Annotated in this window: 22 protein-coding genes; 8 read left to right on the plus strand and 14 right to left on the minus strand. The window is 46.7% G+C overall.

Features of this window, described 5'->3' with window-relative positions:
- Positions 1 to 17: 17 nt before the first annotated feature.
- The 3 genes from B9D94_RS15165 to B9D94_RS15175 form a co-directional block, all read right to left on the minus strand.
- Positions 18 to 1,472, minus strand: coding sequence for a benzaldehyde dehydrogenase (locus B9D94_RS15165; RefSeq protein ID WP_148247394.1), 1,455 nt, complete (start codon positions 1,470 to 1,472; stop codon positions 18 to 20).
- Positions 1,473 to 1,723: 251 nt separating this feature from the next.
- On the minus strand, positions 1,724 to 2,704 hold the full coding sequence (locus B9D94_RS15170; RefSeq protein ID WP_006210139.1) for an aldo/keto reductase: 981 nt from the start codon (positions 2,702 to 2,704) through the stop codon (positions 1,724 to 1,726).
- A gap of 54 nt (positions 2,705 to 2,758) precedes the next feature.
- Positions 2,759 to 3,730 carry an alpha/beta hydrolase gene (locus B9D94_RS15175; RefSeq protein WP_076153130.1) on the minus strand — a complete coding sequence of 324 codons (972 nt, stop codon included), beginning with the start codon at positions 3,728 to 3,730 and terminating at the stop codon, positions 2,759 to 2,761.
- Between the two features lie 172 nt (positions 3,731 to 3,902).
- Here B9D94_RS15175 and B9D94_RS15180 point away from each other — a divergent pair, with 172 nt between their 5' ends.
- Positions 3,903 to 4,121: a TetR-like C-terminal domain-containing protein gene (locus B9D94_RS15180; protein ID WP_036639428.1), complete on the plus strand. Its 219-nt coding sequence runs from the start codon at positions 3,903 to 3,905 to the stop codon at positions 4,119 to 4,121.
- Between the two features lie 51 nt (positions 4,122 to 4,172).
- Here B9D94_RS15180 and B9D94_RS15185 read toward each other — a convergent pair whose 3' ends face one another.
- Positions 4,173 to 5,156, minus strand: coding sequence for an aldo/keto reductase (locus tag B9D94_RS15185; RefSeq protein ID WP_148248799.1), 984 nt, complete (start codon positions 5,154 to 5,156; stop codon positions 4,173 to 4,175).
- 183 nt (positions 5,157 to 5,339) lie between these two features.
- Between B9D94_RS15185 and B9D94_RS15190 the strand changes: the two genes are divergently transcribed.
- The gene (locus B9D94_RS15190; protein ID WP_148247395.1) at positions 5,340 to 6,266 is read left to right on the plus strand and encodes an AraC family transcriptional regulator; all 927 of its coding nucleotides are present in this window, start codon (positions 5,340 to 5,342) and stop codon (positions 6,264 to 6,266) included.
- A gap of 171 nt (positions 6,267 to 6,437) precedes the next feature.
- On the opposite strand, the gene B9D94_RS15195 is transcribed toward B9D94_RS15190, so the two are convergent.
- Positions 6,438 to 7,691 (minus strand): MFS transporter, encoded by a 1,254-nt coding sequence (locus B9D94_RS15195; protein WP_148247396.1) that lies wholly within the window; start codon positions 7,689 to 7,691, stop codon positions 6,438 to 6,440.
- A gap of 181 nt (positions 7,692 to 7,872) precedes the next feature.
- Between B9D94_RS15195 and B9D94_RS31000 the strand changes: the two genes are divergently transcribed.
- Complete coding sequence (locus B9D94_RS31000; RefSeq protein WP_156515063.1) at positions 7,873 to 8,076, plus strand: hypothetical protein; 204 nt, start codon at positions 7,873 to 7,875, stop codon at positions 8,074 to 8,076.
- 129 nt (positions 8,077 to 8,205) lie between these two features.
- Here B9D94_RS31000 and B9D94_RS15200 read toward each other — a convergent pair whose 3' ends face one another.
- Both B9D94_RS15200 and B9D94_RS15205 read right to left on the minus strand, forming a co-directional pair.
- Positions 8,206 to 9,198, minus strand: a complete 993-nt coding sequence (locus B9D94_RS15200; protein WP_148247397.1) for a helveticin J family class III bacteriocin — start codon at positions 9,196 to 9,198, stop codon at positions 8,206 to 8,208.
- Between the two features lie 582 nt (positions 9,199 to 9,780).
- Positions 9,781 to 10,422 (minus strand): helix-turn-helix transcriptional regulator, encoded by a 642-nt coding sequence (locus tag B9D94_RS15205; RefSeq protein ID WP_063479453.1) that lies wholly within the window; start codon positions 10,420 to 10,422, stop codon positions 9,781 to 9,783.
- Between the two features lie 441 nt (positions 10,423 to 10,863).
- On the opposite strand from B9D94_RS15205, the gene B9D94_RS15210 reads away from it, so the two are divergent.
- From B9D94_RS15210 to B9D94_RS31005, 5 genes are all read left to right on the plus strand, one after another.
- Positions 10,864 to 11,208 carry a ribosomal protein L7/L12 gene (locus B9D94_RS15210; protein WP_148247398.1) on the plus strand — a complete coding sequence of 115 codons (345 nt, stop codon included), beginning with the start codon at positions 10,864 to 10,866 and terminating at the stop codon, positions 11,206 to 11,208.
- Positions 11,209 to 11,389: 181 nt separating this feature from the next.
- Positions 11,390 to 11,968 (plus strand): class I SAM-dependent methyltransferase, encoded by a 579-nt coding sequence (locus tag B9D94_RS15215; RefSeq protein WP_148247399.1) that lies wholly within the window; start codon positions 11,390 to 11,392, stop codon positions 11,966 to 11,968.
- Positions 11,969 to 12,104: 136 nt separating this feature from the next.
- Entirely contained in the window at positions 12,105 to 12,791 is a 687-nt protein-coding gene (locus B9D94_RS15220) for a response regulator transcription factor (RefSeq protein ID WP_234972913.1), read from the plus strand.
- Positions 12,781 to 13,839, plus strand: a complete 1,059-nt coding sequence (locus B9D94_RS15225) for a sensor histidine kinase (protein WP_148247400.1) — start codon at positions 12,781 to 12,783, stop codon at positions 13,837 to 13,839. The genes B9D94_RS15220 and B9D94_RS15225 overlap by 11 nt, the downstream gene beginning before the upstream one ends.
- 103 nt (positions 13,840 to 13,942) lie before the next feature.
- A complete protein-coding gene (locus B9D94_RS31005; RefSeq protein WP_156515062.1) occupies positions 13,943 to 14,083 on the plus strand; it encodes a hypothetical protein in 141 nt (46 codons plus the stop codon).
- 198 nt (positions 14,084 to 14,281) lie between these two features.
- Here the strand turns inward: B9D94_RS31005 and B9D94_RS15230 are convergent, their stop codons facing one another.
- From B9D94_RS15230 to B9D94_RS15260, 7 genes are all read right to left on the minus strand, one after another.
- Positions 14,282 to 15,742, minus strand: a complete 1,461-nt coding sequence (locus B9D94_RS15230) for an ABC transporter substrate-binding protein (protein ID WP_006210125.1) — start codon at positions 15,740 to 15,742, stop codon at positions 14,282 to 14,284.
- 70 nt (positions 15,743 to 15,812) lie between these two features.
- Positions 15,813 to 16,709 carry a carbohydrate ABC transporter permease gene (locus tag B9D94_RS15235; RefSeq protein WP_063479449.1) on the minus strand — a complete coding sequence of 299 codons (897 nt, stop codon included), beginning with the start codon at positions 16,707 to 16,709 and terminating at the stop codon, positions 15,813 to 15,815.
- Positions 16,709 to 17,635 (minus strand): ABC transporter permease, encoded by a 927-nt coding sequence (locus tag B9D94_RS15240; RefSeq protein WP_006210123.1) that lies wholly within the window; start codon positions 17,633 to 17,635, stop codon positions 16,709 to 16,711. The genes B9D94_RS15235 and B9D94_RS15240 overlap by 1 nt, the downstream gene beginning before the upstream one ends.
- Positions 17,636 to 17,667: 32 nt before the next feature.
- On the minus strand, positions 17,668 to 18,927 hold the full coding sequence (locus B9D94_RS15245; RefSeq protein ID WP_148247401.1) for a Gfo/Idh/MocA family protein: 1,260 nt from the start codon (positions 18,925 to 18,927) through the stop codon (positions 17,668 to 17,670).
- A gap of 40 nt (positions 18,928 to 18,967) precedes the next feature.
- The gene (locus B9D94_RS15250) at positions 18,968 to 20,059 is read right to left on the minus strand and encodes a DUF4832 domain-containing protein (RefSeq protein WP_148247402.1); all 1,092 of its coding nucleotides are present in this window, start codon (positions 20,057 to 20,059) and stop codon (positions 18,968 to 18,970) included.
- 4 nt (positions 20,060 to 20,063) lie between these two features.
- A complete protein-coding gene (locus B9D94_RS15255; RefSeq protein WP_148247403.1) occupies positions 20,064 to 21,365 on the minus strand; it encodes an acyltransferase domain-containing protein in 1,302 nt (433 codons plus the stop codon).
- On the minus strand, positions 21,359 to 22,708 hold the full coding sequence (locus B9D94_RS15260) for a DUF4832 domain-containing protein (RefSeq protein ID WP_148247404.1): 1,350 nt from the start codon (positions 22,706 to 22,708) through the stop codon (positions 21,359 to 21,361). The genes B9D94_RS15255 and B9D94_RS15260 overlap by 7 nt, the downstream gene beginning before the upstream one ends.
- Positions 22,709 to 23,018: the final 310 nt, after the last annotated feature.

Genomic DNA, 23,018 nt, shown 5'->3' on the forward strand with positions numbered 1-23,018 from the left:
TATCTCCCCCCCAGCCCTTAGTACGGGAATTTCCTTTGTCCGTAATGAACCGATATCCACTTCATCGTGGTGAATTCATCCAGGCTCCATGCCCCATTCAAGCGGCCCAGCCCGGACTGTTTCTCTCCCCCAAAAGCAACAATCGGCTCGTCGTTAATCGTGACATCATTCACATGGATCATACCAGTGTGGATTTTCTTCGCCATCTCTACCCCACGCTCCAGATTGGAGGTATGAATAGCCCCGCTAAGCCCAAAACGTGAATGGTTGGCAATTTCAATAGCTTCTGCTTCTGTTTCGAACGGAATGATACACACAACCGGGCCAAACAGCTCCTCTTGCGCTACCACCATATCCGGTTTGACGTCTATGAGGATGGTAGGCTCCACCATTCTGCCCGTAATCTGACCTTTCAACAGCGGAACCGCCCCTTGCTCAATGCCCTGTGCAATCAGCTGCTGCAGTGTCTCTGCCTGACGGTTGTTGATGACGGGTCCAAGGATGGTCTGAGGATCACTCGGGTCACCTGTTGTAAGCGTAGAGACCTTCGCTCCGAATTTATCGATAAATTCCTGATAGATCGTCTTCTGTACCAGAATTCGGTTGGCCGACATGCAAATCTGACCTTGGTGCGTGAATCTGCTGAATGTCGCCGCTTGCACCGCGTAGTCGATATCCGCATCCTCCATAATAATGAACGCGCTATTTCCCCCAAGCTCCAGCAGCGGTTTTTTGAAATTCTTGACAGCCAATTGTCCAATATAGCTCCCAACCTTAGTGGAACCCGTGAAGGAAATGATTCTCGGGATCGGATGCTCAACAAACGCATCGCCGATCTCCTTGATATCTGTCACCACTACGTTCAACAGGCCCTTCGGTACACCGGCTTCCTCGAAAATCTTGCCAATCAGAGTTCCACCCGTAATAGGTGAATCCTCGTGCGGTTTCAGTACCACTCCATTGCCAGCACCCAGCGCCGGTGCAACTGATTTCATGGACAGGAAGAAAGGGAAGTTAAACGGACTGATCACCCCAACTACGCCAGCGGGCATACGGTACAGCCGGTTCTCCTTGCCGTTCTCTACAGAAGGCAGAATCTTACCCTCCATTCTAAGAGGGAATGTAGCTGCTTCCTTTATGATATTTTTCACAAGACCGATTTCAAATGCGGCCTTCAACCGCGTTCCGCCCAGCTCCTGAACAATAATGGACGTAATCTCTTCCTCATTCACTTCAATATATTTAACGGCATTCTCAAGGATATCGCGTTTATTGTAAGGATTAACCTTGTCCCATTCCAGCTGAGCTCTACAGGCCGCTTGATAAGCAGCATCAATGTCTGCAACGCTGGCGATTTGAAATGCGGTGATTACCTCATCATTATAAGGATTGATATCAGGCAGCGTTATACTGCTACTACCATCTCTCCATTCCCCGTCTATGAATTGCTTTCCTAACTGTAAATAGTCCATATTCTGCCTCCTATGTCGATAAGTTTGTTGTTACTACCCCATATATTTATCGACAAAATATCCATTGTTTGTTAAGGTAAATTTTTTCATATCGCCAAAATTCTGCACCCCAAAATGATCTTCAACCTCTTCTCGTACATTCAAGTGAATGGTACAAAACAAAAAAGCCGCCAATATGGCGACTTATAAAGCATATATATTTTTGTCTCGTCTCCAACGTATAGGTTTCACCCCTGTTCAACTCGCACCCATTACTGATGTCCCACGATCCGATGAGGTACATACGGTTCTTCCAATGATGCAATTTCTTCAGCTGTTAATGTTATGCTAAGAGCCGCGACCGCATCCTCAAGATGGGATAGCTTCGTAGCGCCAACAATGGGAGCCGTGACCGGCTCTTTCTGCAGCAGCCAGGCAAGTGCGATTTGAACGCGCGGAACGCCGTGTTTTTTCGCTATAGCTGCAACCTGATCAACAATCAAGCGATCAGATGCCGCGGTCCCATCGTATTTCTGTTTTGCGATTTGATCGGTTTCGGATCGAAGCGTGGATTCCTGCGGATCTCTTGTCAATCTCCCACCGGCAAGCGGACTATATGGAATCACGCCGATCTTCTCCTCCTTGCAAAGAGGCAGCATTTCTCTCTCTTCCTCACGGTAGATGAGGTTTAGATGGTTCTGCATGGATACAAATCGAGTCCAGCCATTACTCTCGGCAACAAACAATGCCTTTTGGAACTGCCATGCATACATGGCTGAAGCTCCAATATATCTGGCCTTACCGGCCTTCACCACATCATGCAAGGCTTCCATTGTCTCTTCAATGGGCGTGTTGTAATCCCAGCGGTGAATCTGGTACAAATCCACATAATCGGTTTCCAGTCGTTTTAAACTTTTATCTATCTCACTCATGATGGCCTTTCGGGAAAGTCCGGCGCCGTTCGGACCTTCGTGCATGCGTCCGTTAATCTTCGTGGCTAGCACGATTTCATCGCGATTGGCATAATCCTTCAGAGCACGCCCCACGATTTCCTCGCTATGTCCAAGTGAGTAAACATTTGCCGTATCAAAAAAATTGATGCCCAATTCCAAGGCTTTCTTAATAATGGGGCGGCTGTTCTCTTCATCAAGTACCCATGGATGAACCCAGCCCTCTGCCGATCCAAAGCCCATGCAGCCAAGGCACAGCCGGGACACATCCAAGCCTGTATTTCCAAGCTTCGCATAATTCATATGATTGCTCCTCGCTTTCCCATAGTTACTATAGACGCCATTCACTCTTCTTCTCTATTTTTGTTCTGCAAAATAATGCGACACCGCATATTGATACGACTGCAAGAAAAACGCGACTGCCTTTTGGCTTACCGCCGCTTTAGGGTTAATGATATCAAAACCATGATAACAGCCCTGGTACAACTCGAAATCAACCGGAACGCCTGCTTGCTTTAATTTCTCCACGTAATGAATGGTTTCATCCCGGAATGGTTCGAGATCACCGACATAAGTGACGGTAGGCGGAAGATGAGTGTAATCGGTGGCTCTGGCAGCCGCGGCATAGGGAGATACCTCTTTTCCGTAGCGGTCCCCAAGGTATAACTTCCAAGCCCATTGATTCATATCGGAGTTCCATATAGGAGCGTTATTCTCCTTGGCCGATTCCGTCATCATTCGATCATCAATCATTGGATACAACGGCATTTGAAAAGCGATGTTCACTTCTCCTTTATCCCTTGCATAAAGCGTAAGGGCAGCCGTTAGTCCTCCCCCCGCGCTTTCCCCTCCTACCATCAATTGATTACTTCGGATGCTCAGTTCCCTGGCATGATTCTTCATCCATAGAAGAGCGTCATAGCTATCCTCCAATGCTGCTGGATAGGGTGCTTCGATGGATAGACGATAATCGGGAGCGATGATGACACAGCTGCTGGTGTCCATTAATTTTTTGTACGTATTCTCGAACATTTCGGGTACACCCATCGCATACCCCCCTCCATGCAGCCACAAGATACCGGGAACCTCTTCATTCGTATGATGGGGTTCATAAATTAGAATGCGCAGTTTGGAGCCATCTTTACGTGTAATCCATTCTTCACGGACATTTAAACCTTCCATGTGACTGCCTTTCCGTTTATCGCTTTGTTTCTTTCGATTTAACATCGTTTTGACAAATTTAGCTTCGCTGGAGGTGCCCAATAAGAGACCTAGAAGCTTTCCTCTCCATCTTAATTCCCTATCCATCATGGTATAAGTTACTTTCATGAGTTCCCTCCAAGTACATATTGATCTGAAAATGTGTTTACAATATAGTAACACTGTGTAAGATAATCAACAGCCAGTTCGATAAATATTGCCGCTTATCGAACGAAAAAATCAAAAACATGAAAGTTGACCGCAGAATCCGCTATACCAAGATGGAGATTATCTGAAACGTGTGATCTATATTTTGCACGATCGCAGTATCGAGACTTGGAGGGAACAAGCACCGCAGATCGATGTCCATACGCCTGAAGCCTTATATTCATTTATATCCAGCGGCAGCGCAGCAGCGATTAAGGAGTGGGTTCAGAACGGAATGACCCAGAGCCCTGAAGAAGTAGCAGCGTTCATCGATAAAGCCACTCGTTCTGTGGAACGGTCTTTTTTGGAATGAAAGCCAATTGACATACGAGCAGCCATAAGTGCTTGAAAGCCCGTTCTTCCATCACAAACCCGTTCTTCTCTCCAGTTCCTCGGGATAACGGTCTCCCGTCAGCGTGATTCGAGATGTAGCCGAGTTGATCGCAAGCAGATCTTCGGGCGTCAACTCCACTTGGGCTGCTCCCAAATTCTCCTCCAACCGATGTAATTTTCGTGTACCTGGTATTGGAACGATCCAGGGCTTCCGAGCAAGCAGCCATGCAAGTGCTATCTGAGCCAGAGACACGTTTCTGGGTTCAGATACTTGTTGAAGTACTCGAATCAATGCTTGATTGGCTTGAATCGCCTCTGCCGTAAATCGTGGAAGGATACGGCGCGTATCATTTTCATCGAAGGCAGTATCTGCACTCACTTTTCCGGTTAAGTATCCCTTACCTAAAGGACTGAATGGAACAAAACCTATACCCAGTTCCTCCAGAACAGGCAATAATTCCTCCTCCGGACGTCTCCACCACAAGGAGTATTCACTCTGAACCGCAGTCAGGGGATGGACGGTATGCGCACGACGAATGGTTTTGACTCCTGCTTCCGAGAGACCCCAATGCTTCACCTTCCCCTCCTGGATAAGATCCTTCACGACGCCCGCCACTTCCTCAATGGGTACCTTGGGATCCACGCGATGTTGATAATAGAGATCAATGGCTTCCACGCCAAGCCGTTTGAGCGAGCCTTCTACGGATTGCCGGATGCATTGAGGTCGACTATCCTGGACCTGTTTGCCATCCACCATCCTAATGCCAAATTTAGTCGCCAATACAACCTTGTCCTTGAACGGCACAAGCGCTTCTCCTACCAGTTCCTCGTTGATGAAAGGACCGTATATTTCGGCTGTGTCAAAAAAAGTAACGCCTCGATCAATGGCAGCATGAATCACCGATATCATTTCCTTCTTGTCAGCTGCGGGGCCATAGCCATAACTCATGCCCATGCAGCCAAGCCCAATGGCGGTAACCTTCAATCCGCTTGTTCCTAATTCGCGCATTTGCATCATCATCTTCCCTCCCATTGATTCATGTTTAGATTACATACATAACATGATTTCATTATGCTATAGATTATAATGAGATCGATATCTCATTTGTCTTAAATGATTGCCTAATCCTCTCATTACATTATCGCTGTAGAGAAACATGCCTTATACTGAAAGAAGTGAAATAACAAGGAGGAGCTTATGTCCGAGGAAATACGCAAACACCGGAATGTGCTGGTACAACTATTGGAGCAACATGCGAATCAAAGCGGGGTTCACAAGACGGATATTCCATCATTATTCTTCATTCGTCACTTGCAAGTTACGGAGCCGGTTCATCGGGTCTACAATCCTTCCCTATGTTTTATTGCACAAGGTTCAAAAGAGGTATTGTTGGCGCAGGAACGATATGTGTACGGACCCGCTGATTATCTGATTTCCTCCATGAATGTGCCGGTGGTGGGTCAGGTCATACATGCTTCGAACGAAGTTCCTTTTTTGAGCCTGAAGCTGGAGTTTACGCAGAATCAAATCCTTGAGGTACTCAACGAATACGAACTTCCGATCCTGACTAAGGAAAACGCGAGAAGAGCTTTGTTTGTTGGTCAGATGGAGGCATCACTTCTGGAAGCCATGGTTAGGTTGGCACGCTTGCTGGATCATCCTGCAGAAATATCATTCCTTGCGCCGCTTTATATTAAAGAAATCTTGTTTAGACTCTTGCAAGGGCCTTACGGTGTTGCATTGGCTCAAATCGCTATGGAAGGCAGCAGCACTTATCGAATAAGAGAGACTATTGAGCAAATTATCCGGCATCGTGATCAACCGCTGCGTATCGAAAGTTTAGCTGAGACCGCGAGAATGAGTGTATCTTCGTTCCATAGGCATTTTAAAGAGGTAACCGCCATGAGTCCGCTGCAATTTCAAAAGCAGCTCAGATTACAGGAAGCAAGGAGATTATTATTGTCGGAATCAGCCGATGCCGCCGATGTTGCCTTCCGGGTTGGTTATGAGAGTCCATCCCAATTCAGTCGGGAATATGCGCGTCTATTCGGTTGCCCGCCTAGAACAGATATCAAGCAATTGAAGGAAAAGTATGATGTTTTGCGAGATGCCAACACCTTTTAAGGAACGGATCTGGCATAATAGCTTGGCGAACGACGTAAACGGCACGGCTATGCTATTATCGCAAAAAAAGCACCCACGGAGTGTAGACTCCAAGGGCACTTCATTAGTGGGATATGCTTCGGACTACAACAGAAAGATCAGAATCGTATGGGACTAGAAGGTGTCGGATGATCACTCCTGCGTGGCTTCCTTCACCAGCGGTATGCCAGCTTCAACTAATCGCTTGTTGCGAATGAAAAATAACGCAAGTACAAGCATGAACAGCCCCGTTCCCATGAGCAGCCATTCAATCTCAATGACATCGGCAAGCGGTCCGAAGACCAACATCCCGAGGGGCATCATGGAAGTCGAGATCATGCCGAAGACCCCGAATATGCGCCCTAAATAATTGTCGTCCACTCTCTCCTGAAGCAAAACAGTCGTAGGCGTGTTGAAAATAGGCATTGCCACTCCAAACACACCCATAACGGCCAAGTAAATCCAGAAGATCGGCACAATGCCGAGCGCGAAGGTGCACACGCCCATGATGATGCTGGCGAGCGTCATGGTGTACACTTTATTTTTGAAACCGCCCCATGAAGCGATAATGCCCCCGCCAACCATCATGCCGATGGAGAACGCGATCTCGATGGCAGTCAAGCGCCATACGTCGTCACCGAAGGTACGCGTCACTTGCAGCGGTGTCAAAAAGGCCGCAGGGGCCATGAGCACGAAGAAAAAGGCGAAAAAGATAAAAAATGTTTTTAAAAAGGCATGCTGGCCAATATAGTCCAAACCCTTCTTGAAATCATCAAGGTAACCTGTCGTTTGGGCACTGGCTGCCTTTTGGTGGAGCGGAATTTTGAGAAAGAACAGTAACGTCAGGATCGCGATTGCCGCTGTGATGACGTCTATGAAAAAAATTATTTCGATTGTCGCCATGGTGAGTAATGCCGCGCTGGCGATAGGCGCAACGAACATAATGAGCGCCTGCAAGGTGCCATTGATGCCGTTTACTCTTGTTAGCTGATCTTGCGGCACGATTTGCGGTAAAATCGCCCCGACCGCAGGTGTCTGAATGCCTGCCCCAAGTGCGCGTACAGCAGCTATGACAAACAGCAGCCATAACGCTTCATAGCCCAGCAAAAAAACGATGGCCAGAATAAGCGTAACCACTGCGATCATGGCATCCGCGATCATAATTAGCCATTTGCGGTTGAAACGGTCAGCCCACACCCCAGCAAAAGGTGAAAGTAAAAAAGTCGGAATAAATCCGCAAATGATATATAACGTCATCATAATACCTGACTGTGTAGTCAGCGTAATATACCACATGATGGAATACTGCACCAAGGCCGAACCAAACAGAGAGATGGTCTGGCTGCTTAAAAAGAGAACAATATTCCTTTTCCAATGCTTTTTCTCATCTGCTTCAGATTGTGACATCGTTACCTGCTCCTACCTCCTTCATCTCGATTACGCTAACTCTATCACAAACCTGACGAGCATATTTCTTCTTGATTGCTCATGTTGATCTTCCCTATGACGATACTCGAAAGCTCCTTATTTCGCAGGGAATGAATGCTGTTTCCCTCACCAGGCCACGAGGAGTGCGAGGATTAAGAGCGTGAACAATCCCCACGGAAAAGAGCTGGCACCAAAGACTTCAAGTAAAACGCCTCCTGTTACTCCCCCGCCAGCGTTAGCCAAATTCCATACCGTTGTGCGCATTGGAATGACCATATCCACTTTGCTATCACCTGCTGCTCTGCAAGCGCTGTTTGCAGCAGCGTTGCTGCGCCGCCGAATGTTAATCTGGCGATGGAAATGACGGCGAATGCTAACTACGCTGTTCAGTACATTTTAGAGGGGATTTGGGATAGCTGTAAAAAAGACCTGAAATAAAAAAGCCGCAAATCTGCGGCTTTCATATTTTGCAAAGGCTAATTCATTTTGGCGATTATTTAAATACGCTATCAGGGACGTAGTAAACTTTCTGCGTATCTTTTTTGTTTACCGGATCTGTAACTATGGTGAAATATACGTTTCCATTTTTAGTCTGTACTCCCTCGATCTCGCGCTTTCCCACATTGGTAATATTCACAAGGGTTTTGTAAGCTCCTGTGCTGGATATGAATGCGATCTGCGGAGTGTCGCCATCCGCGCCGCCTGAGGTATAGATTTCTGTTTTTCCCAGCATATCAGCACCTTGGAAAGAACCGTTAGGTCTGATGATATTACTCCCCGACTGCGTAAAGCTGCTGACCGCGGCGTTGACAGCTGCTGCACTGTCCATTCTCACCTGCTCATTACTGTCTAGCAGCTTGTTTAATGCTACCGTGTCATAAATGGACCACGTTACGGTTCCTTCTGATGTTTGTACGCGGAAAACCGTGTGGGTGCTGTTGCCCCCGCCATCCACGCGATAAGTCTCACCTAATCTTGCACCTGTTGTATTGGCATAATTCATATATGTGAAACGATGCAGGTCCGTATAATCCACTGTCGTTCCGGCCGAATATTGAAGCCTGGCTACCTGAAGAGACCAGTAATACGTGGTGGAAGGATCTGCTTTTGAGCTAAAATAAAAGTAGTTTTCTCCATTATAGGTATACATGTCAAGCGTTTGGCAATGGCCTGAATTGGTGATGGTCATTTCATCAACATATGTGGCATCATTCCCGCTCATAAGCAGTCTTGACAGATAGCATGTTCCCCCCGAGCGTTGGGTGACGTAAAGATACTTGTCTGCGATATAGGCTTTCTGAACGGCCACGTTGTGGTTAAGTCCCTTGAGATTGTAAGCAAGTGTGGCGGAAGCATTTACGGTTTTCTCAGGACTTGCCGCAAATACGGGCATAACGGACACGGTAAAAACCAGAACGGCGAGCATGGCGGAAACCATCCATTTCATTGGCCTTCTCATAAGACGCAGCGCTTGATCTTGAAACATAACAATACCTCCATTCGAATTCGAAATGATAATTCATGGGACTAATATCGAACTCCGTGTGTGTATAACCTCCTTTATCTTGTATTTCAAAAAAATGATTGGCAAACCATCATACACTAAATACCATACCAAAAAATGGATTGGATTTCCAATGCCATGATGATGATAATGTCATCACATGTCGCCACCATCTCTCGTTCCAGTAAAAAGAATATCCAACGATCGCTCCCGAACCGGAGATCACTGAAACAGATGCCACTCATGCAGGGAATGACTCTTTAGGGCAGCTACGGAGAGAGCTAAACTCGTACAGCAACGAGGGCACGGTCTACCGAATTAAGTTTATTCGGGTCGGGGATGATCCCCGGAAAGCATTAAGGGAAAACGATGAGCTGGACGAGGAACAATTGACCTCGCTTCACAAGCGTCTTGAGCGATTGGATCAGGCCAGCCCTGCTGGTTTGTGGACGGGTGATTTTTTACATATCATCGAAAAGAATCCAGGTGTTCGAGCGGCAGAACTGGCAGTCGCTATTGGCTGGGAAACCGATAAACTGAACGTTCTTAAACTTATCCCCGACATCAGATATTCTCGAATGTAAAACTGCATTTTGTTCCCCCATCTGCTATACATTCCTTACGTTCGACGCGACTGTCCAGTAAAGATTCAAACATAGCCAGCTCGCATTGACACGCTTGCCGGTAACGGCTAGCCACTTGAAAAATGGGACAGTTTCCTTCCTCTAAGGAATACTTGTCATCGTGAATCTTCACTAGCGAGGTCATGTATCCTGCATTATCCTGGATTTTGGCGAGTGTTACTATTTTTTCCTCGAAATTTTGTCCAGTCATGGCTAATTGGTATTTTTGTTCAAGCCTTTTCCTTCTTCGCTTAAATAGTTCGTCAACGAATAATTCACCGAACATATGGTTAATCTCTTCCATCAGCTCTAAAGACAGGACATCATATTGAGTAGGAAATAACTGTTCCGCTAAATCAGTCAGACTATATATATAAGTTGGTCTACCGATATGCTGACGAATCGTCGAGCTTTGGATATAGTTATCCTTTTTCAATGCATTTACATGTTTACGAACAGCCATTCCTGTCACTCCTAGATGTTCTGACATTTCTTGAATGGTGGTTGATCCTAATTTTTTGAGCAACAACAATATTTCTCGTTTCGTCGATGATTCCCGCAAAGGAGCTGTAAGTGTGTTCATTTAATTACCTTCCTTTCTGAACAAGAACATCGATGCAGGCAAAAACTTGGCAGCTCTTTCGCAGCATCCGTCCGGATTTCCTTCACGGAGGGAGGACTCATGAGAAGTCCAGTACAAGCTCTATTTTCGTAATGCCCTCCTCCAGAAGCAATGAAGTAAACACAAGTACAGTTTATACGCTTAAAACATATTTGTATACACTCAATTTTGTTTTTATGTAGAAACAATTTGTCGTTAAGTAAACATGTGTGGATTATACTGGGTGTGAAAATGTTGAAATGAGGTGAATCCAATTGGATTTTATGCGTGTGTTGATTGAAGGCAGCATTTTATCCGATGTTTTCTTGATCATCGTGCCTTGTTCCATCCGTGTGCCGTTGTTTCCTTTTGACTTCCCTGTCATTAGGTTTAATATGTAAGTAAAAGAGATGGGGGTATGATATGGAAAGAACTGGAATTATAGCAATAGTATCATTGTTAATATCCATCTTCCTTCTGCTTAAGCACTTTAGAATGCAATCCCGAATCAATGAGCTTACATCCGATCTTGCACGCCTGGAGGGCCGATCGGAGGTTTATCCTCCTCCCCGCCCACAGCAGCCGGCTGTTGTTGATACTCATTTCATAAGCTCGGGGAGCTCAGAGCTTTCACCAGAGCTGGAGCAACGCCTGCGACAACTGCTGGATGAAGGAAATAAGATTAAGGCGATCAAAGAATTACGTGAGGCTATGCATCTCTCCCTGAAAGATGCGAAGGATTACGTGGACGCCATGGATCAGCGCTAGGCTATACGTACAAAGAGTGCCTCTTGATCATGAGGCACTCTTTTTTTTGTGGTGCAACTTCACTAAGCTAGAAATGCTTCTTCAGAAGTTCTTCAGAATTAATTCAGAATTCCCCTCGTTTTATCCCAAGATTTCCCCCTTAGAATAGAATCCATAACATGATTACGGGGTGATTTACACAATGACAAGGCTGATGGATTGGCTGCACGAGCAGGCTGTTTTTTTAAGCAGATTTCTTATATCGCCGGGGCAGATCGGAAGTGTAGCACCAAGTTCTAGAGAACTTGCAGAGACCATGGTGAAACCGGTAGCTTGGGAGCATATAAAGACCATTGCAGAGCTTGGCGCAGGTACAGGTGCGATTACAAGACACATACAATCCGCTGCCGGAGTGGATACAAGAGTGCTGTTATTTGAGAAAGACCCTTATCTTCGCCGTAAGCTGAAAGAGCGATATCCGCACTATTCCTGTTACACCGATGGCAGTCACCTTCGTCTATTCCTTAAACAGGAAGGCCTGGAGTCACTGGACTGCATCATCAGCGGACTTCCTTTTTTTAATTTTCCACAATACGTTCGGGACCGCATCATAACCGAAATTGTTGCAGCCTTGAACAAGGACGGGCTCTTTATTGCATTTCAATATTCACAACAGATGAAGAAGCAGCTCATGGAGCATTTTGACATCATCAACATTCATTTCGTTCCGAAGAACTTCCCTCCAGCCTTCGCTTACGTGTGTCGAAAAAAGCAAATTTGAGTGCTGAGGAGCCTCATCGTTGAATACTTTATTATGGCTTATCCGCTATGTTACTCTTTCATTAGATTGCGCCGACATTCAAGCTTGATCTTGGCCTGGGAGCCTACTAGCAAAGGAGAGCATGTCCTTGAAAAACATTAACGTTCTGATCGTCGATGATGATAAGGAAATCCGCGACGTCCTGCACGTCTATCTTCGCAATGAAGGCTATCACGTATTGGAGGCGGAAGATGGGCTTCAAGCCCTTCAGCTTCTTCAACAACATGAAGTTCAGCTCATCATTCTCGACGTGATGCTGCCGAAACTGGATGGGATCGCGGCCTGTCTTCAAATACGTGAGCGATCAGCGATTCCCATCATTATGCTCTCGGCCAAAGTAGAATCTCTGGATAAGATTACGGGACTGTCAACCGGGGCGGACGATTATGTCACGAAGCCGTTCCATCCGGTGGAGCTTATGGCGAGGGTAAAGGCCCAGTTGCGGCGGCAAAATTTCCTGAGCCTTCGGGAAGAGGAACCTTCCGAAATTCATATCGGCGACCTGTCCATTCATAAAAAACAGCATCTGGTGAAGGTTCGCGGTGCTGCGGTTTCCCTGACACCTATTGAGTTTTCCATTCTAGAGCTTCTTGCGGCGAATCGCGGTCAGATTTTCAGCGTAAGCAAGATTCACGAATGCGTTTGGAAAGAACAGACCCCCTTTTTCTCTGACAATACGGTGATGGTCCATATCCGTAATATCCGAGAAAAGATAGAGCTGGTCCCCCGCAAGCCGCAGTACATCAAAACCGTATGGGGAGTAGGATATAAAATTGAAAAATAAACGCTTTTCCTTGCTGACGGGCGCCGGCAGCTTACGGATGCGAATGCTCTGGTCTTTTGTCATCAGTATACTTGTGGGCTTGCTTGTCTCACTGGTAACGCCTAGGTTCACAGAAGTCTATTATGTGAATTTGCTGGTTGTGTTGGTGTCGTTCATCCTCCCCTTTTTCTTCACCTTCTTTTTCCTGACGCGTCATATCATCCGGTACGTGTCGGAAATGGCCTCTGGTCTTGACACTATCGCTCAAGGCCAGCTGGATTACCGAGTTATGGTAAAAAGAAAGGATGAACTGGGGGATATTGCGCTGAATATCAATGCCATGGCTGAAAAGCTCGAAACGCAGATTGGCCGGGAGCGACAGATGGAGAAAGCCAAGCTGGAACTGATCACGGGCGTATCTCATGACCTGCGCACCCCTCTCACAAGCATTATCGGCTATCTGGATTTATTGAAAGACAAGGCGTACCAGGACTTGAAGGAACATGACCGTTTTGTAAGCAATACCTACAACAAAGCGCTGCAGCTCAAGCAGCTCATCGATGACTTGTTTGCGTACACCCGGCTGGCTTCGAATGAAGTAAGCCCGGAGATGGAGAGGATTGATCTGAGGGAACTGTTGGTTCAACTCTTGGTTGAGCTTGAACCGATTGCCAAAGAAAACCAGCTTCGATTGGAGATGGACATCCATGAAGCCCCCCTTGTTCGCGAGGCAGATCCGGAGATGATCCGCAGAGCCATCGATAATCTGCTGATGAATGCACTGAAGTTCTCGGTGAGGCCCGGTGTTATTCGCATAACATTACTCCACAGCGATGATCATATGGAGCTCTCCATCGAAAATAAAGGAATGCCGATTACGAAAGAGCAGGAGTCCCGGCTATTCGACCGCTTTTACAAAGCTGACGATGCCCGTACCTTTCAGAGAATCCAGTCTGGTTCCGGTCTTGGGCTTTCCATAGCCCGCAGCATTGTGGAGCTGCACAGCGGAGCGCTTCAATTTCATCATCAAGACGGACATTTTACGTTCAGCATAATCCTTCCTTTATGAATGAATCCATCCCAAACGACCTCCAAGGCTCTTTTCAAGCGCAATGGACATGGATTAAAATGGTAGTAACAGTACCTAATCCCAATGGAAAAGAGGTTTGCCCATGAAAAGAAGATTCGTTCTATTGCTTGCCGCCTTATTTGTCACCGTCTCTTTATCAGCCTATTCATCCACCGCTGTCTCTGCAGACGGAACAGAGTACACTGTATTCTCCGATCGCCAGACAGGTACGGTAAAGCCTTGAGGACAAAGGATTCTGCTTGCCGCATCCCCTGCTTAAACAAATTCCTATCTTGACTCTATTAAATTCACGACAATACACCCATACGTAAAGTTACTCTAACAGAACAGGATGAGACGATATCGGCTCTTACTGCCCCAATCGTCTCATCCTGTTCCTCTTTCTATTTAAATATAAATTCAGCGGTTTGCAGCTTCTCTCTTATTGCCCAGCCAAATATTCATCCAACTGACGCTGGATTTCCGCTACGTAATCATCAATGCCTGCCGCCTTCAGTTTCTGGATGGCCTTCGGATATTCGGTTTCAAAATTTACAAAGCCGGAACGTATGGCAGCTAAATCCTTGCCTGCCACTTCCTTCAATGCCGTTTCGATTAACTTCACCTTCTCATTATTAAACCGGAAACCGAGTGAAGCCGATCGTACGGCCTGATCATCCCAGCTCTTATAAGTATCTATGGACTCTTGTGCTACATTCGGCCCGAACAATTGATAGTTCTGGTTTCTGAACATCCATTCATAGAAAAATTCGTTAGGAGTCAGCTTGTTGATTCTTCCGTCTACAATCTCGTAGTCCTTGCCTTCGACGCCATAGAGAGCAAACAGGTAATTTTCCTGGGATTTATAAAGCCAGTTGACAAACTTCATGGCCCCTTCCGGATTTGGAGCATTCACAGGGATACCTAGCACTTCTCCGCCTGTGGCCGTAATATAACGCGGCTTCTCCGCCGCTAACAGATAGGTTTTGACCTCGGCATCCGGTGCATTTGCCTTAATCGCATCAACAATCTCCATTTCCTTGCCCAAAGACCCTTCAACCCATAAGTACAAGCCGGTCTGCATCCGGGAGTCTCTTTCATTGTACTTAATGGTCAGATCCTCCGTATATAACCCCGCATCATACATGCCGCGGTTGAATTTCGCTACTTCCTGGAAAGCTTCCGTTTCATAGTAGCTATATGCTTTTTTGCTGTCTTCCCCAAACACAACCAGATCTTCTACAGCAATCCAGTTATATTGTTCTTCGGCAAAATACCGGGTTAACGGTTTAAAGATAATGTCAGCAGGCCCCTTCATATCAGGAAAATCCTTGGCCGCCCTTGTCGCAAACTCTTTCAAATCGTCGGCAGTCTTCAGATCCGTCATCCCCACGGCTTCGAGGATATCCTGACGCACGGCAACTAACTGATACATGGCAGAGGACGGCGCATAAGCTGAAGGAATACCGTAAATCTTCCCGTCGATGGTTGCGCCCTGAAGCTGCTCCTTGGGCAGGACTTTGAGCATATCCTGGCCATGTTCCTGAATCAAATCATCCAAGACCATGGCTTGTTTCTTGTTCACGATTGTTGAGAGGTCCGGGAGACCGTCCCAATATAAATCAATCGGTTCGTTGGCAGCCAGCATGATATCTTTTTGTTCCCAATACTGCGCCCACGGCACAAATACAACTTCTACCTTCAAGCCAAGATCGGCAGCCATTTTCTCGGCAAATTCATTGTCCAGAAATTCGCTCATCCGATCGCTTCGATCTCCCGGGTACAGAATCGTAACCGTTTCCAGCGCAGCAGCTCCCCCTTCTTTTTTGCCGCTGCAGCCTGCCATAACGGAAACAGCCGCAATCAGTAACACCATAAAGATCAGCATTTTCTTTGTTCTCATGAAAGACCCTCCCTAATCAAATGGTTAATCTATGTTAAAAGCCTGTATCGGCCAGTAACCACTTAGGTGTCTATTCTTTGACGGCACCGGCCATAATTCCATGCACGAAGTATTTCTGAATGTACGGGTACAGGAAAATGATCGGCCCGATCGTAATGACCGTAATGGCCATCTTCACGGTCTCCGCAGGCAATGTGATGTTGCCGGAGGCCCCTGATGGAATGCGCCCGGAGCTTATCGCATTGACGTTGGACAGAATGTTGTAGAGATAATACTGCAGCGGGAACAAATCGCGTTCATTAATAAAAATCAGAGCATGCCACCAATCGTTCCAATATTGAAGCGCATACATTAAACCTACCGTCAACAGTGCCGTTTTGCTTAACGGGAGCGCTATTTTCACATAAATCGTAAAATAATTAGCGCCATCCATCTCCGCCGCCTCATATAGGGATGAAGAGATGCTTGCAAAATACGTCCGCATGAGGAACATGTTCCATACGCTAAAGATCGAAGGCAGGATCAAGGCCAGAATGCTGTTCTTCAGTCCGTAATAATTGACACTGACCATGTACCACGGAATCAAGCCGGCCGAGAAGATGATGGTGAAATTACTGATAAAAGCGAGTACATTGCGATATTTCAGCTTTTTGATCGATAGGGAAAATGCAATCATGCTGGTAATCAGCAAAGCCCCCATTGTACCCACAAAGGTTACAAATAAAGTCACGCCGTAGGACTTGAGTATTTTCGTTCCGCTATTAACGAAGATATATTTATACGTATCCAGGCTTGGGCTCAAGGGAATAATCGAATATCCGTTTCTCGCCACGGCCTGTTCCGAAGAAAAGGACACGCTTAGGGTTAGAACAAGGGGATACAGACAAATGAGTGCAAATACGCCAATGAAACCATAGGCAACGCCGATCACCAATTTATCGCCTAGCAATCTGTTCTTTTCCTTCATTAAAATAGACCCTCTCCGTCATTTATTTTCTTAGCGGATTTGTTCGCAGCCGTAATCAGGATTAGTCCCATCAAGGACTGGAACAGCCCGATGGCCGTCGAATAGGAAAAGCCAAGCGTGCGCATCGACTGATACACATAGGTATCAATGACCGTTACTTCCTCAGCCAGAACCGGATTGTTGCCGACGATACCGTAAATCATCCCAAAGTCGCCATAGAAGATTCGTCCGACACTCAGCAAGCTTAAGACGATAATGGTTGGTTTCAGCATGGGCACAGTCAAGAAAAGAATGCGCTGCAGTTTGTTCGCGCCATCAACTTTGGCTGCTTCATATAAACTCCCATCGAAATTGGACATCGCCGCCATATAGATAATGGAGCTGTACCCGCTCCACTTCCAGACGCTTGACAGAATGATGATCCATTTCCAATATTTCGGCTCCGAGTACCACCGAATGGGTTCTGCGCCAAAGAACTCCAAGACATGATTGGCAACGCCCACATCCGTGGAGAAAATGCCGTACAGGATCGCCCCAACGACGACCCAGGATATGAAGTACGGAAAAAACATCATGCTTTGTGCTATCTTTTTGTAGGTTTTATGCCGGATCTCATTAATCATGATGGCAATCGTAACAGGGATGATAATGCCTAGGATAAGACCGAAAAAGTTGATGTACAGTGTATTGTAAGTAACCTTCCACCCCATGCTGTTTGCCGAAAAAAAGTATTTGAAATTGTCCAGGCCCACAAACTTGCTGCCAAAGATGCCATCCACGACATTAAAATCGGTAAATGCCATCCATACTCCCGCAAAAGGGATGTAAGAGAACATGATCAGCACAATCAGAGCAGGCACGCACATGAGATACAGTATTCTGTTCTTCTTGATTTCATATAGAAAGCCCTTAACACCCGAACCCATTCCATCACTACCTTTGCATTGTGATTAAACGATTATGCTGTAATGCTGTGCTGCAGCTTCTCCTTCAGTTGATCCAGATCAATGACGGTGCCGGTGAGCCTTGCCTCTTCTGCTGCATAGGCCATCATGTGGCTTTCGACGGACATATCGATGGAGGATCGGCTGCTGAAGCCGGCGTTCCCCAAATTATCCAGGAAATCGATCATCAGACCGGTATCGCCGCCATTATGTCCGCCGCTCATCATGGCTGGCCGAACAACAGTCTGCTCAACGGGTTCTGCCATATTGGAGTTAAAGCGGGTCACTTCGATGACGTTCAGGTTATCGTCTCCTCGAATTTCTCCATGCTCGCACATGATTTTAATCGTGCGGTACATCTTGTTGGTAAACGCGCTTAAATTAAATGTGGCCGTTACCCCGTTCTTGAACTCGATCAGTGTCACCTGATGATCACACACATCGTTGTCCGTCCGGTAAACACAGCGTCCGTAAGGACTCGTTGCCAATACGTTTAACAGTCCCTCTTCACTTTGATCGACCGATATGGCCGTTGCCGGCCACTGCCCTCTCATCGGCAGATAGGCCTTTCTGGCATCGAACCGGCAGTCTGCGGCCACCTTGCAGTCCAGGCATCGCTCGGCACTGCCGGCCGGCGCATTCTCTTCCTTAAAATAAGTCAGGTTGCCATAAGAAGAGATTCGTTTAGCCCCGCTGTCCACCAGCCAGGAAAGAATATCCATGTCATGACAGGACTTCTGCATAATGATCGGACTCGCCAGATCACTTCTTCTCCAATTGCCTCTTACGAAGGAATGAGCCATATGGAAATTGCCAACGTTCTCGTTATGCTGAATCGTGATCACCTTGCCAAGCTCCTGGCTATCAATGATTCTCTTAATCTCGGCAAAAAAATGAGTGTAACGGAGCACATGACATACAATCACTTTGCGCCCTTTTTCATTGGCCATCTGCTGGATTCTCAAGCATTCTTCAGGACTTGGGGAAATGGGCTTTTCGAGCAAAATGTCATATCCCAGATCGAGCGCCTGCATCGTCTGCTCATAATGGTCTCTATCCATGGAAGAGATAATGACGGCATCGCAAATTTTTCCGAGCCGGTAAAATGCTTCTACGGATTCAAACTGTCGGTCCAGCGGGATCTGGAACTCATCCGCAGCAGCCTTTCTTCTGTCGTCATTTGGTTCGATCACCGCAACGATGTCTTCGCTTTGGTAAGCGTATCTTGTGTAAATCATGCCTCTTTGTCCTGCGCCGATTAATGCTAACTTCAAATCTATGACCTCCAGCGTTCTCGTATTTGTGCCAAACAAGCTATTCCTGCTCCGGAACTACAGGGTCTTCCAAGGGATAATATCCTTCCGGATAATACGTATCCCATATATTCGTCAGTGGATCTTCATGGGTGATTTCGACTTGTATTGAACCTGTCTCATAATATCCGTTCTGCTGCCGGTTTTGTATATTCAGCGCGACATAGGAACGGTCTTCGAAATAGAGGGCTATACTCAGCGTATAACTTCCCGGCGACATGTCCGGCAATGGAACCATCTCGTTATGGACATGGTCCCCGGTCAGCCATGTATGGGTAGCCGCGTGCAGCGGTAGTTCATAGGATACTTCTCCCTGCCTTAACTGAACGCAGATTTGAAAATCCCGATAAATCCTCGAACTGCCCGTGTTGGCAAACCAGAATCGCAGTGGCAGGCTCCCATGGCTGGACACGGTTTCCGGATAAGTCAGCCTGCGCAGAGCAAGATCATACCCAAGCCCTGCATTCACATTCGAGAGGCTTGCATGCCATCGCAATGCTTCCCGTCTGATATTCGGACCACACGCTAGATCAGTCACATGGAGAACAACCGGGTGGCTCTTCCATACATGCTGCAGCTTTTGCACGGCAAACGCCTCGCAGCATTCGATCCAATTCGCTTCGCTGCACCCCACCAGCAGGCCAAATCCACAACTGCGTTCCTTTACATATTGGATTAATCGATCATTCTGCAGCTCAGCCAGCATTGTCTGTGAGTCAAACGCCTCTATATAGGCGTTCCATTCTTCCTTGCTGTCAGACAGGGTGGATATCAGAACGGCTGTAAGGCGCCTGTCCGAGCCGATATAACTCCCGACTTTTCGGATCAAGGCTGCAAAGCAATCATCGGCATCATTCTTCACCCACACAGGCAAATCCGGCATCAGGACTAGAATTGGATTAAGGGCAGCACGCAGGGCTTCCTCTATCCCTTCGAGCCTAAATTCTCCTCTTGCCGGCTCCAGCTCCCTCCATGACAATTGGACATATTGAAACTGTCCTTGGCTTGGATCTTGATTCTTATTCGGTAAGGGAACCGGCCGAATTTTTACGGTTTTATATTTTTCATAGTTTTCAAGCGAGTATGGGGTCATCCGATTAACTCCCCTTTATATGGCTGTCAACGGTTTGGAGGAATTCTTCAATGTCGGAGGCTTTGATGTAGGGATTAAGCCCAATCTTCTCGATTTCTTCGCTTAGCACCACCATACTTAGTGTATTAAACCGGGCTCCCGTCTTCATGTATGCCGCCGCTGCTTTTTGCAGCGATGTAGTCCATTCCCCGGGATTTAGGACCGGATCAGCCTTCCAATCCCCAAAGACCTCATAACGCAGCATACCGTCTCCCTCCATCGTCGGATAATTATAAAATTGCCGTTGGATATGCACGATGTTGCTGCTCTCATTGTCCAAAACAAGCCCTAACCGCGTATCATAAAGCCAGCTTGCACTCCAGAAGCCTCTAATGGCTAATTCCGGAAAATATTGATCATAGAATGCTATCGCCATTGCCATTGAATTCTTCAATCTGTCCGGTGTGTACCCGGGTCCGGCTGGAATGTGAAGCGCCAAGAGCATGTCTCCCTGCTCCAGAACAGGCACCCATTCCGCCTTTAAGATGGGAGTCGGTTCTCTTTCCACGAATCCCATGGGATTAATCCGGTTAGCTATAACAAAAATGTCATTCTCCTGCCATTCCGTAGTGAAGCTGCCTTCAGGGTCGTAAACGTCATTGATTCCGTTCCTTTGTCCATCGCTGCGGAACTCTTCCCCCGCATGCGCAAGGGCGATCACTTCATGTGTCTCCACATGACGAAACATCGTGAAAGAATCCCCGAATCGGTAGGGAATAAAGTAAAACCGATCTAACAGAAAGATGGAACAGGTATAGAAATTCATCACCCACGGAAAATCATGTACCTTCGCATCACCGTGCAAAACCAGTTTCTCTAACTGAACTTTCAGCGGTTGATGAGGAATCTGCTCGTAATACGCTTTGGGCACGGAGCGCTCCTGCAGCCTTTGCATGGAAGGGTTAACGCAAGCCAGCAGCAACAAAAATGAATACAACTCCCCGTATTCCTTCATGCATCCAGGCGTCATGTTCGTATAATGGGTTTCATCGCAGCGATTTCGCGCAGAGCACATATCATCTACTAAGAATTTGGTGAAGTGAAACAACACGGCATCTTGTTCGATCGCCTCAATCCCATGAATGAGCCATTGCTGTGTATGTTCTGGAATTTGATACAGATCGAAGAGTTCGTGCAGAAACTCGCGCGGAATGAGAAACGGATTCCGATTCGGTTCATAGCGGTTATATTTTGCTTCCAATCCATCCGGCAGATCATCAAAATTGCAGCTTGCCGTACATTCGTTATAACTCAACACATTCAGCATTTCGCTTCTTTCCCCCGTTCAACGAATAGTTTGCCCATCGGGTAATAGCCGTCCTGGTTTCCCTCGATCGCAAGCTGGATATTGCCGATTTCGGCTACCCCGGTTTCGATGCCAACCTCCAAGCTGTACTCTCCTTCCGGCATATCCTCCGGCAAAGTAAAACTTTCTTCCCAAGCAATATCCACATCAGGCAGCCAATTCCGAATGTCTTCCCTACTTCGAAGGGTATACGTCTGACTATTGCCTGTAAGCCTTACCACAAGTGAATAATGATTGTAGATCGGAGCGACTCCCACATTCGCCCACAGAGCAGCAATACCGAGCTCTGCGCCCGCACTCACTTCCGAGTCGTATGTGAATTTCCTCAGTTCAAAGCGGTATCCCATCTTGTTCAGCCATGCCTTGATGTTCTCTTTCCACGGCTCCGGAACGACCGTTCCTTTATTGTTAAATGAAGAGATATGCCACTTCAGCGTTTCTTGAATGATATAATCAATATCCCAGCCCTGCAGATACCAATCATTCATGTGCCAACAGGCTTCAAATAAAATCGGCGCCTTCTCCCAGGCATCGGCCATCTGAAAATTCTGTATATTTTGAGGATAGAAGTCCGTCATATGGGACCATTGGTCGCCATGGAACCCGCCCATATCGCCCAAGCAATCAACACGAAAGCCTACCTTAGCTTTACGTTCCTTTATGATCCGGATTGACAACGGGTCATGCAGGAGTGCCTGGAGAGGCGTTATTTTAAAACCGTCCAGATAGGCATCCGTTATGCTCGAAATGGCCTCCGGCTTCAAAAACTCGGTTCCTCCGCCTTCTCCCCATGCCCCTACAATCGTCATATCCACCGAACTTATGACCGGATGCCCGTCAAACCGTGCCGCGAACGCCTTGATAAAATCAGACCAATAAGCTATGTATGGGGTCGTCTGTGGGTCTACTCTCCAGAATGGAAATTCGGGTTCCTCCGGATATTCCGCCCGAAACCACGCCGGGATATCATCCTCATCACTTAACGCATAGGGCGAACAACGAACGACAGCCGTACAGCCCATCGATTTGGCGTAGTCCAGCTTCTCCTCCAGCACTTCCCAATGAAAAACCCCTTTGCTGATTTCCAGGTCCCTCCAGCGTGCACTGCAGAAATACACTTTGCTGTCGGGATGATTGAAGGTTCTGCCGTTTTCGGTGAACTTATATTGGTTATGTTCTTCGCCCCGATTATCATAGATTCGGTCCGGCTCCCCCATTAACCCCGGTGCCGCTGTAAAACCGATGCCTGGATTGCTTAAGATGTCATCGGATATCGCCGGATAAACCGTCACTGCTCTGTTCATGTGCATCAGCTCCCACCATGTGCTAACGAATTTTGTTACGTTATTTGTTACGTTATTGTTGCTATTTTTATCATTTTGTTTAGTAATCTCATGTTATATCACCCACCCCTAACCTTGCAATATAAATTTACGTTTTTTTAAAATTTCATGTAACATAGCGCGGCATAGATGTGTTATGATGAGTTATAAATAGCAGACATTCTCAAAATTAATCAACGTAACAGTATTACGTAACAAACATCCTGATTTGAGTAATCATTGTCTGGAATGTAACATTCCTATAAACTCTAAATGGTGATCATTAGTAACT

The organism is Paenibacillus sp. Cedars, from assembly GCF_003184205.1.
Taxonomy (GTDB): domain Bacteria; phylum Bacillota; class Bacilli; order Paenibacillales; family Paenibacillaceae; genus Paenibacillus_AQ; species Paenibacillus_AQ glucanolyticus.

Bases quoted from the DNA above. Each gene is read 5' to 3' on its own strand.
- B9D94_RS15165 (WP_148247394.1), bottom strand. From the start codon at position 1,472: ATGGACTATTTACAGTTAGGAAAGCAATTCATAGACGGGGAATGGAGA.
- B9D94_RS15170 (WP_006210139.1), bottom strand. From the start codon at position 2,704: ATGAATTATGCGAAGCTTGGAAATACAGGCTTGGATGTGTCCCGGCTG.
- B9D94_RS15175 (WP_076153130.1), bottom strand. From the start codon at position 3,730: ATGAAAGTAACTTATACCATGATGGATAGGGAATTAAGATGGAGAGGA.
- B9D94_RS15185 (WP_148248799.1), bottom strand. From the start codon at position 5,156: ATGCAAATGCGCGAATTAGGAACAAGCGGATTGAAGGTTACCGCCATT.
- B9D94_RS15190 (WP_148247395.1), top strand. From the start codon at position 5,340: ATGTCCGAGGAAATACGCAAACACCGGAATGTGCTGGTACAACTATTG.
- B9D94_RS15195 (WP_148247396.1), bottom strand. From the start codon at position 7,691: ATGTCACAATCTGAAGCAGATGAGAAAAAGCATTGGAAAAGGAATATT.
- B9D94_RS15200 (WP_148247397.1), bottom strand. From the start codon at position 9,198: ATGTTTCAAGATCAAGCGCTGCGTCTTATGAGAAGGCCAATGAAATGG.
- B9D94_RS15205 (WP_063479453.1), bottom strand. From the start codon at position 10,422: ATGAACACACTTACAGCTCCTTTGCGGGAATCATCGACGAAACGAGAA.
- B9D94_RS15210 (WP_148247398.1), top strand. From the start codon at position 10,864: ATGGAAAGAACTGGAATTATAGCAATAGTATCATTGTTAATATCCATC.
- B9D94_RS15215 (WP_148247399.1), top strand. From the start codon at position 11,390: ATGACAAGGCTGATGGATTGGCTGCACGAGCAGGCTGTTTTTTTAAGC.
- B9D94_RS31005 (WP_156515062.1), top strand. From the start codon at position 13,943: ATGAAAAGAAGATTCGTTCTATTGCTTGCCGCCTTATTTGTCACCGTC.
- B9D94_RS15230 (WP_006210125.1), bottom strand. From the start codon at position 15,742: ATGAGAACAAAGAAAATGCTGATCTTTATGGTGTTACTGATTGCGGCT.
- B9D94_RS15235 (WP_063479449.1), bottom strand. From the start codon at position 16,709: ATGAAGGAAAAGAACAGATTGCTAGGCGATAAATTGGTGATCGGCGTT.
- B9D94_RS15240 (WP_006210123.1), bottom strand. From the start codon at position 17,635: ATGGGTTCGGGTGTTAAGGGCTTTCTATATGAAATCAAGAAGAACAGA.
- B9D94_RS15250 (WP_148247402.1), bottom strand. From the start codon at position 20,059: ATGACCCCATACTCGCTTGAAAACTATGAAAAATATAAAACCGTAAAA.
- B9D94_RS15255 (WP_148247403.1), bottom strand. From the start codon at position 21,365: ATGCTGAATGTGTTGAGTTATAACGAATGTACGGCAAGCTGCAATTTT.
- B9D94_RS15260 (WP_148247404.1), bottom strand. From the start codon at position 22,708: ATGAACAGAGCAGTGACGGTTTATCCGGCGATATCCGATGACATCTTA.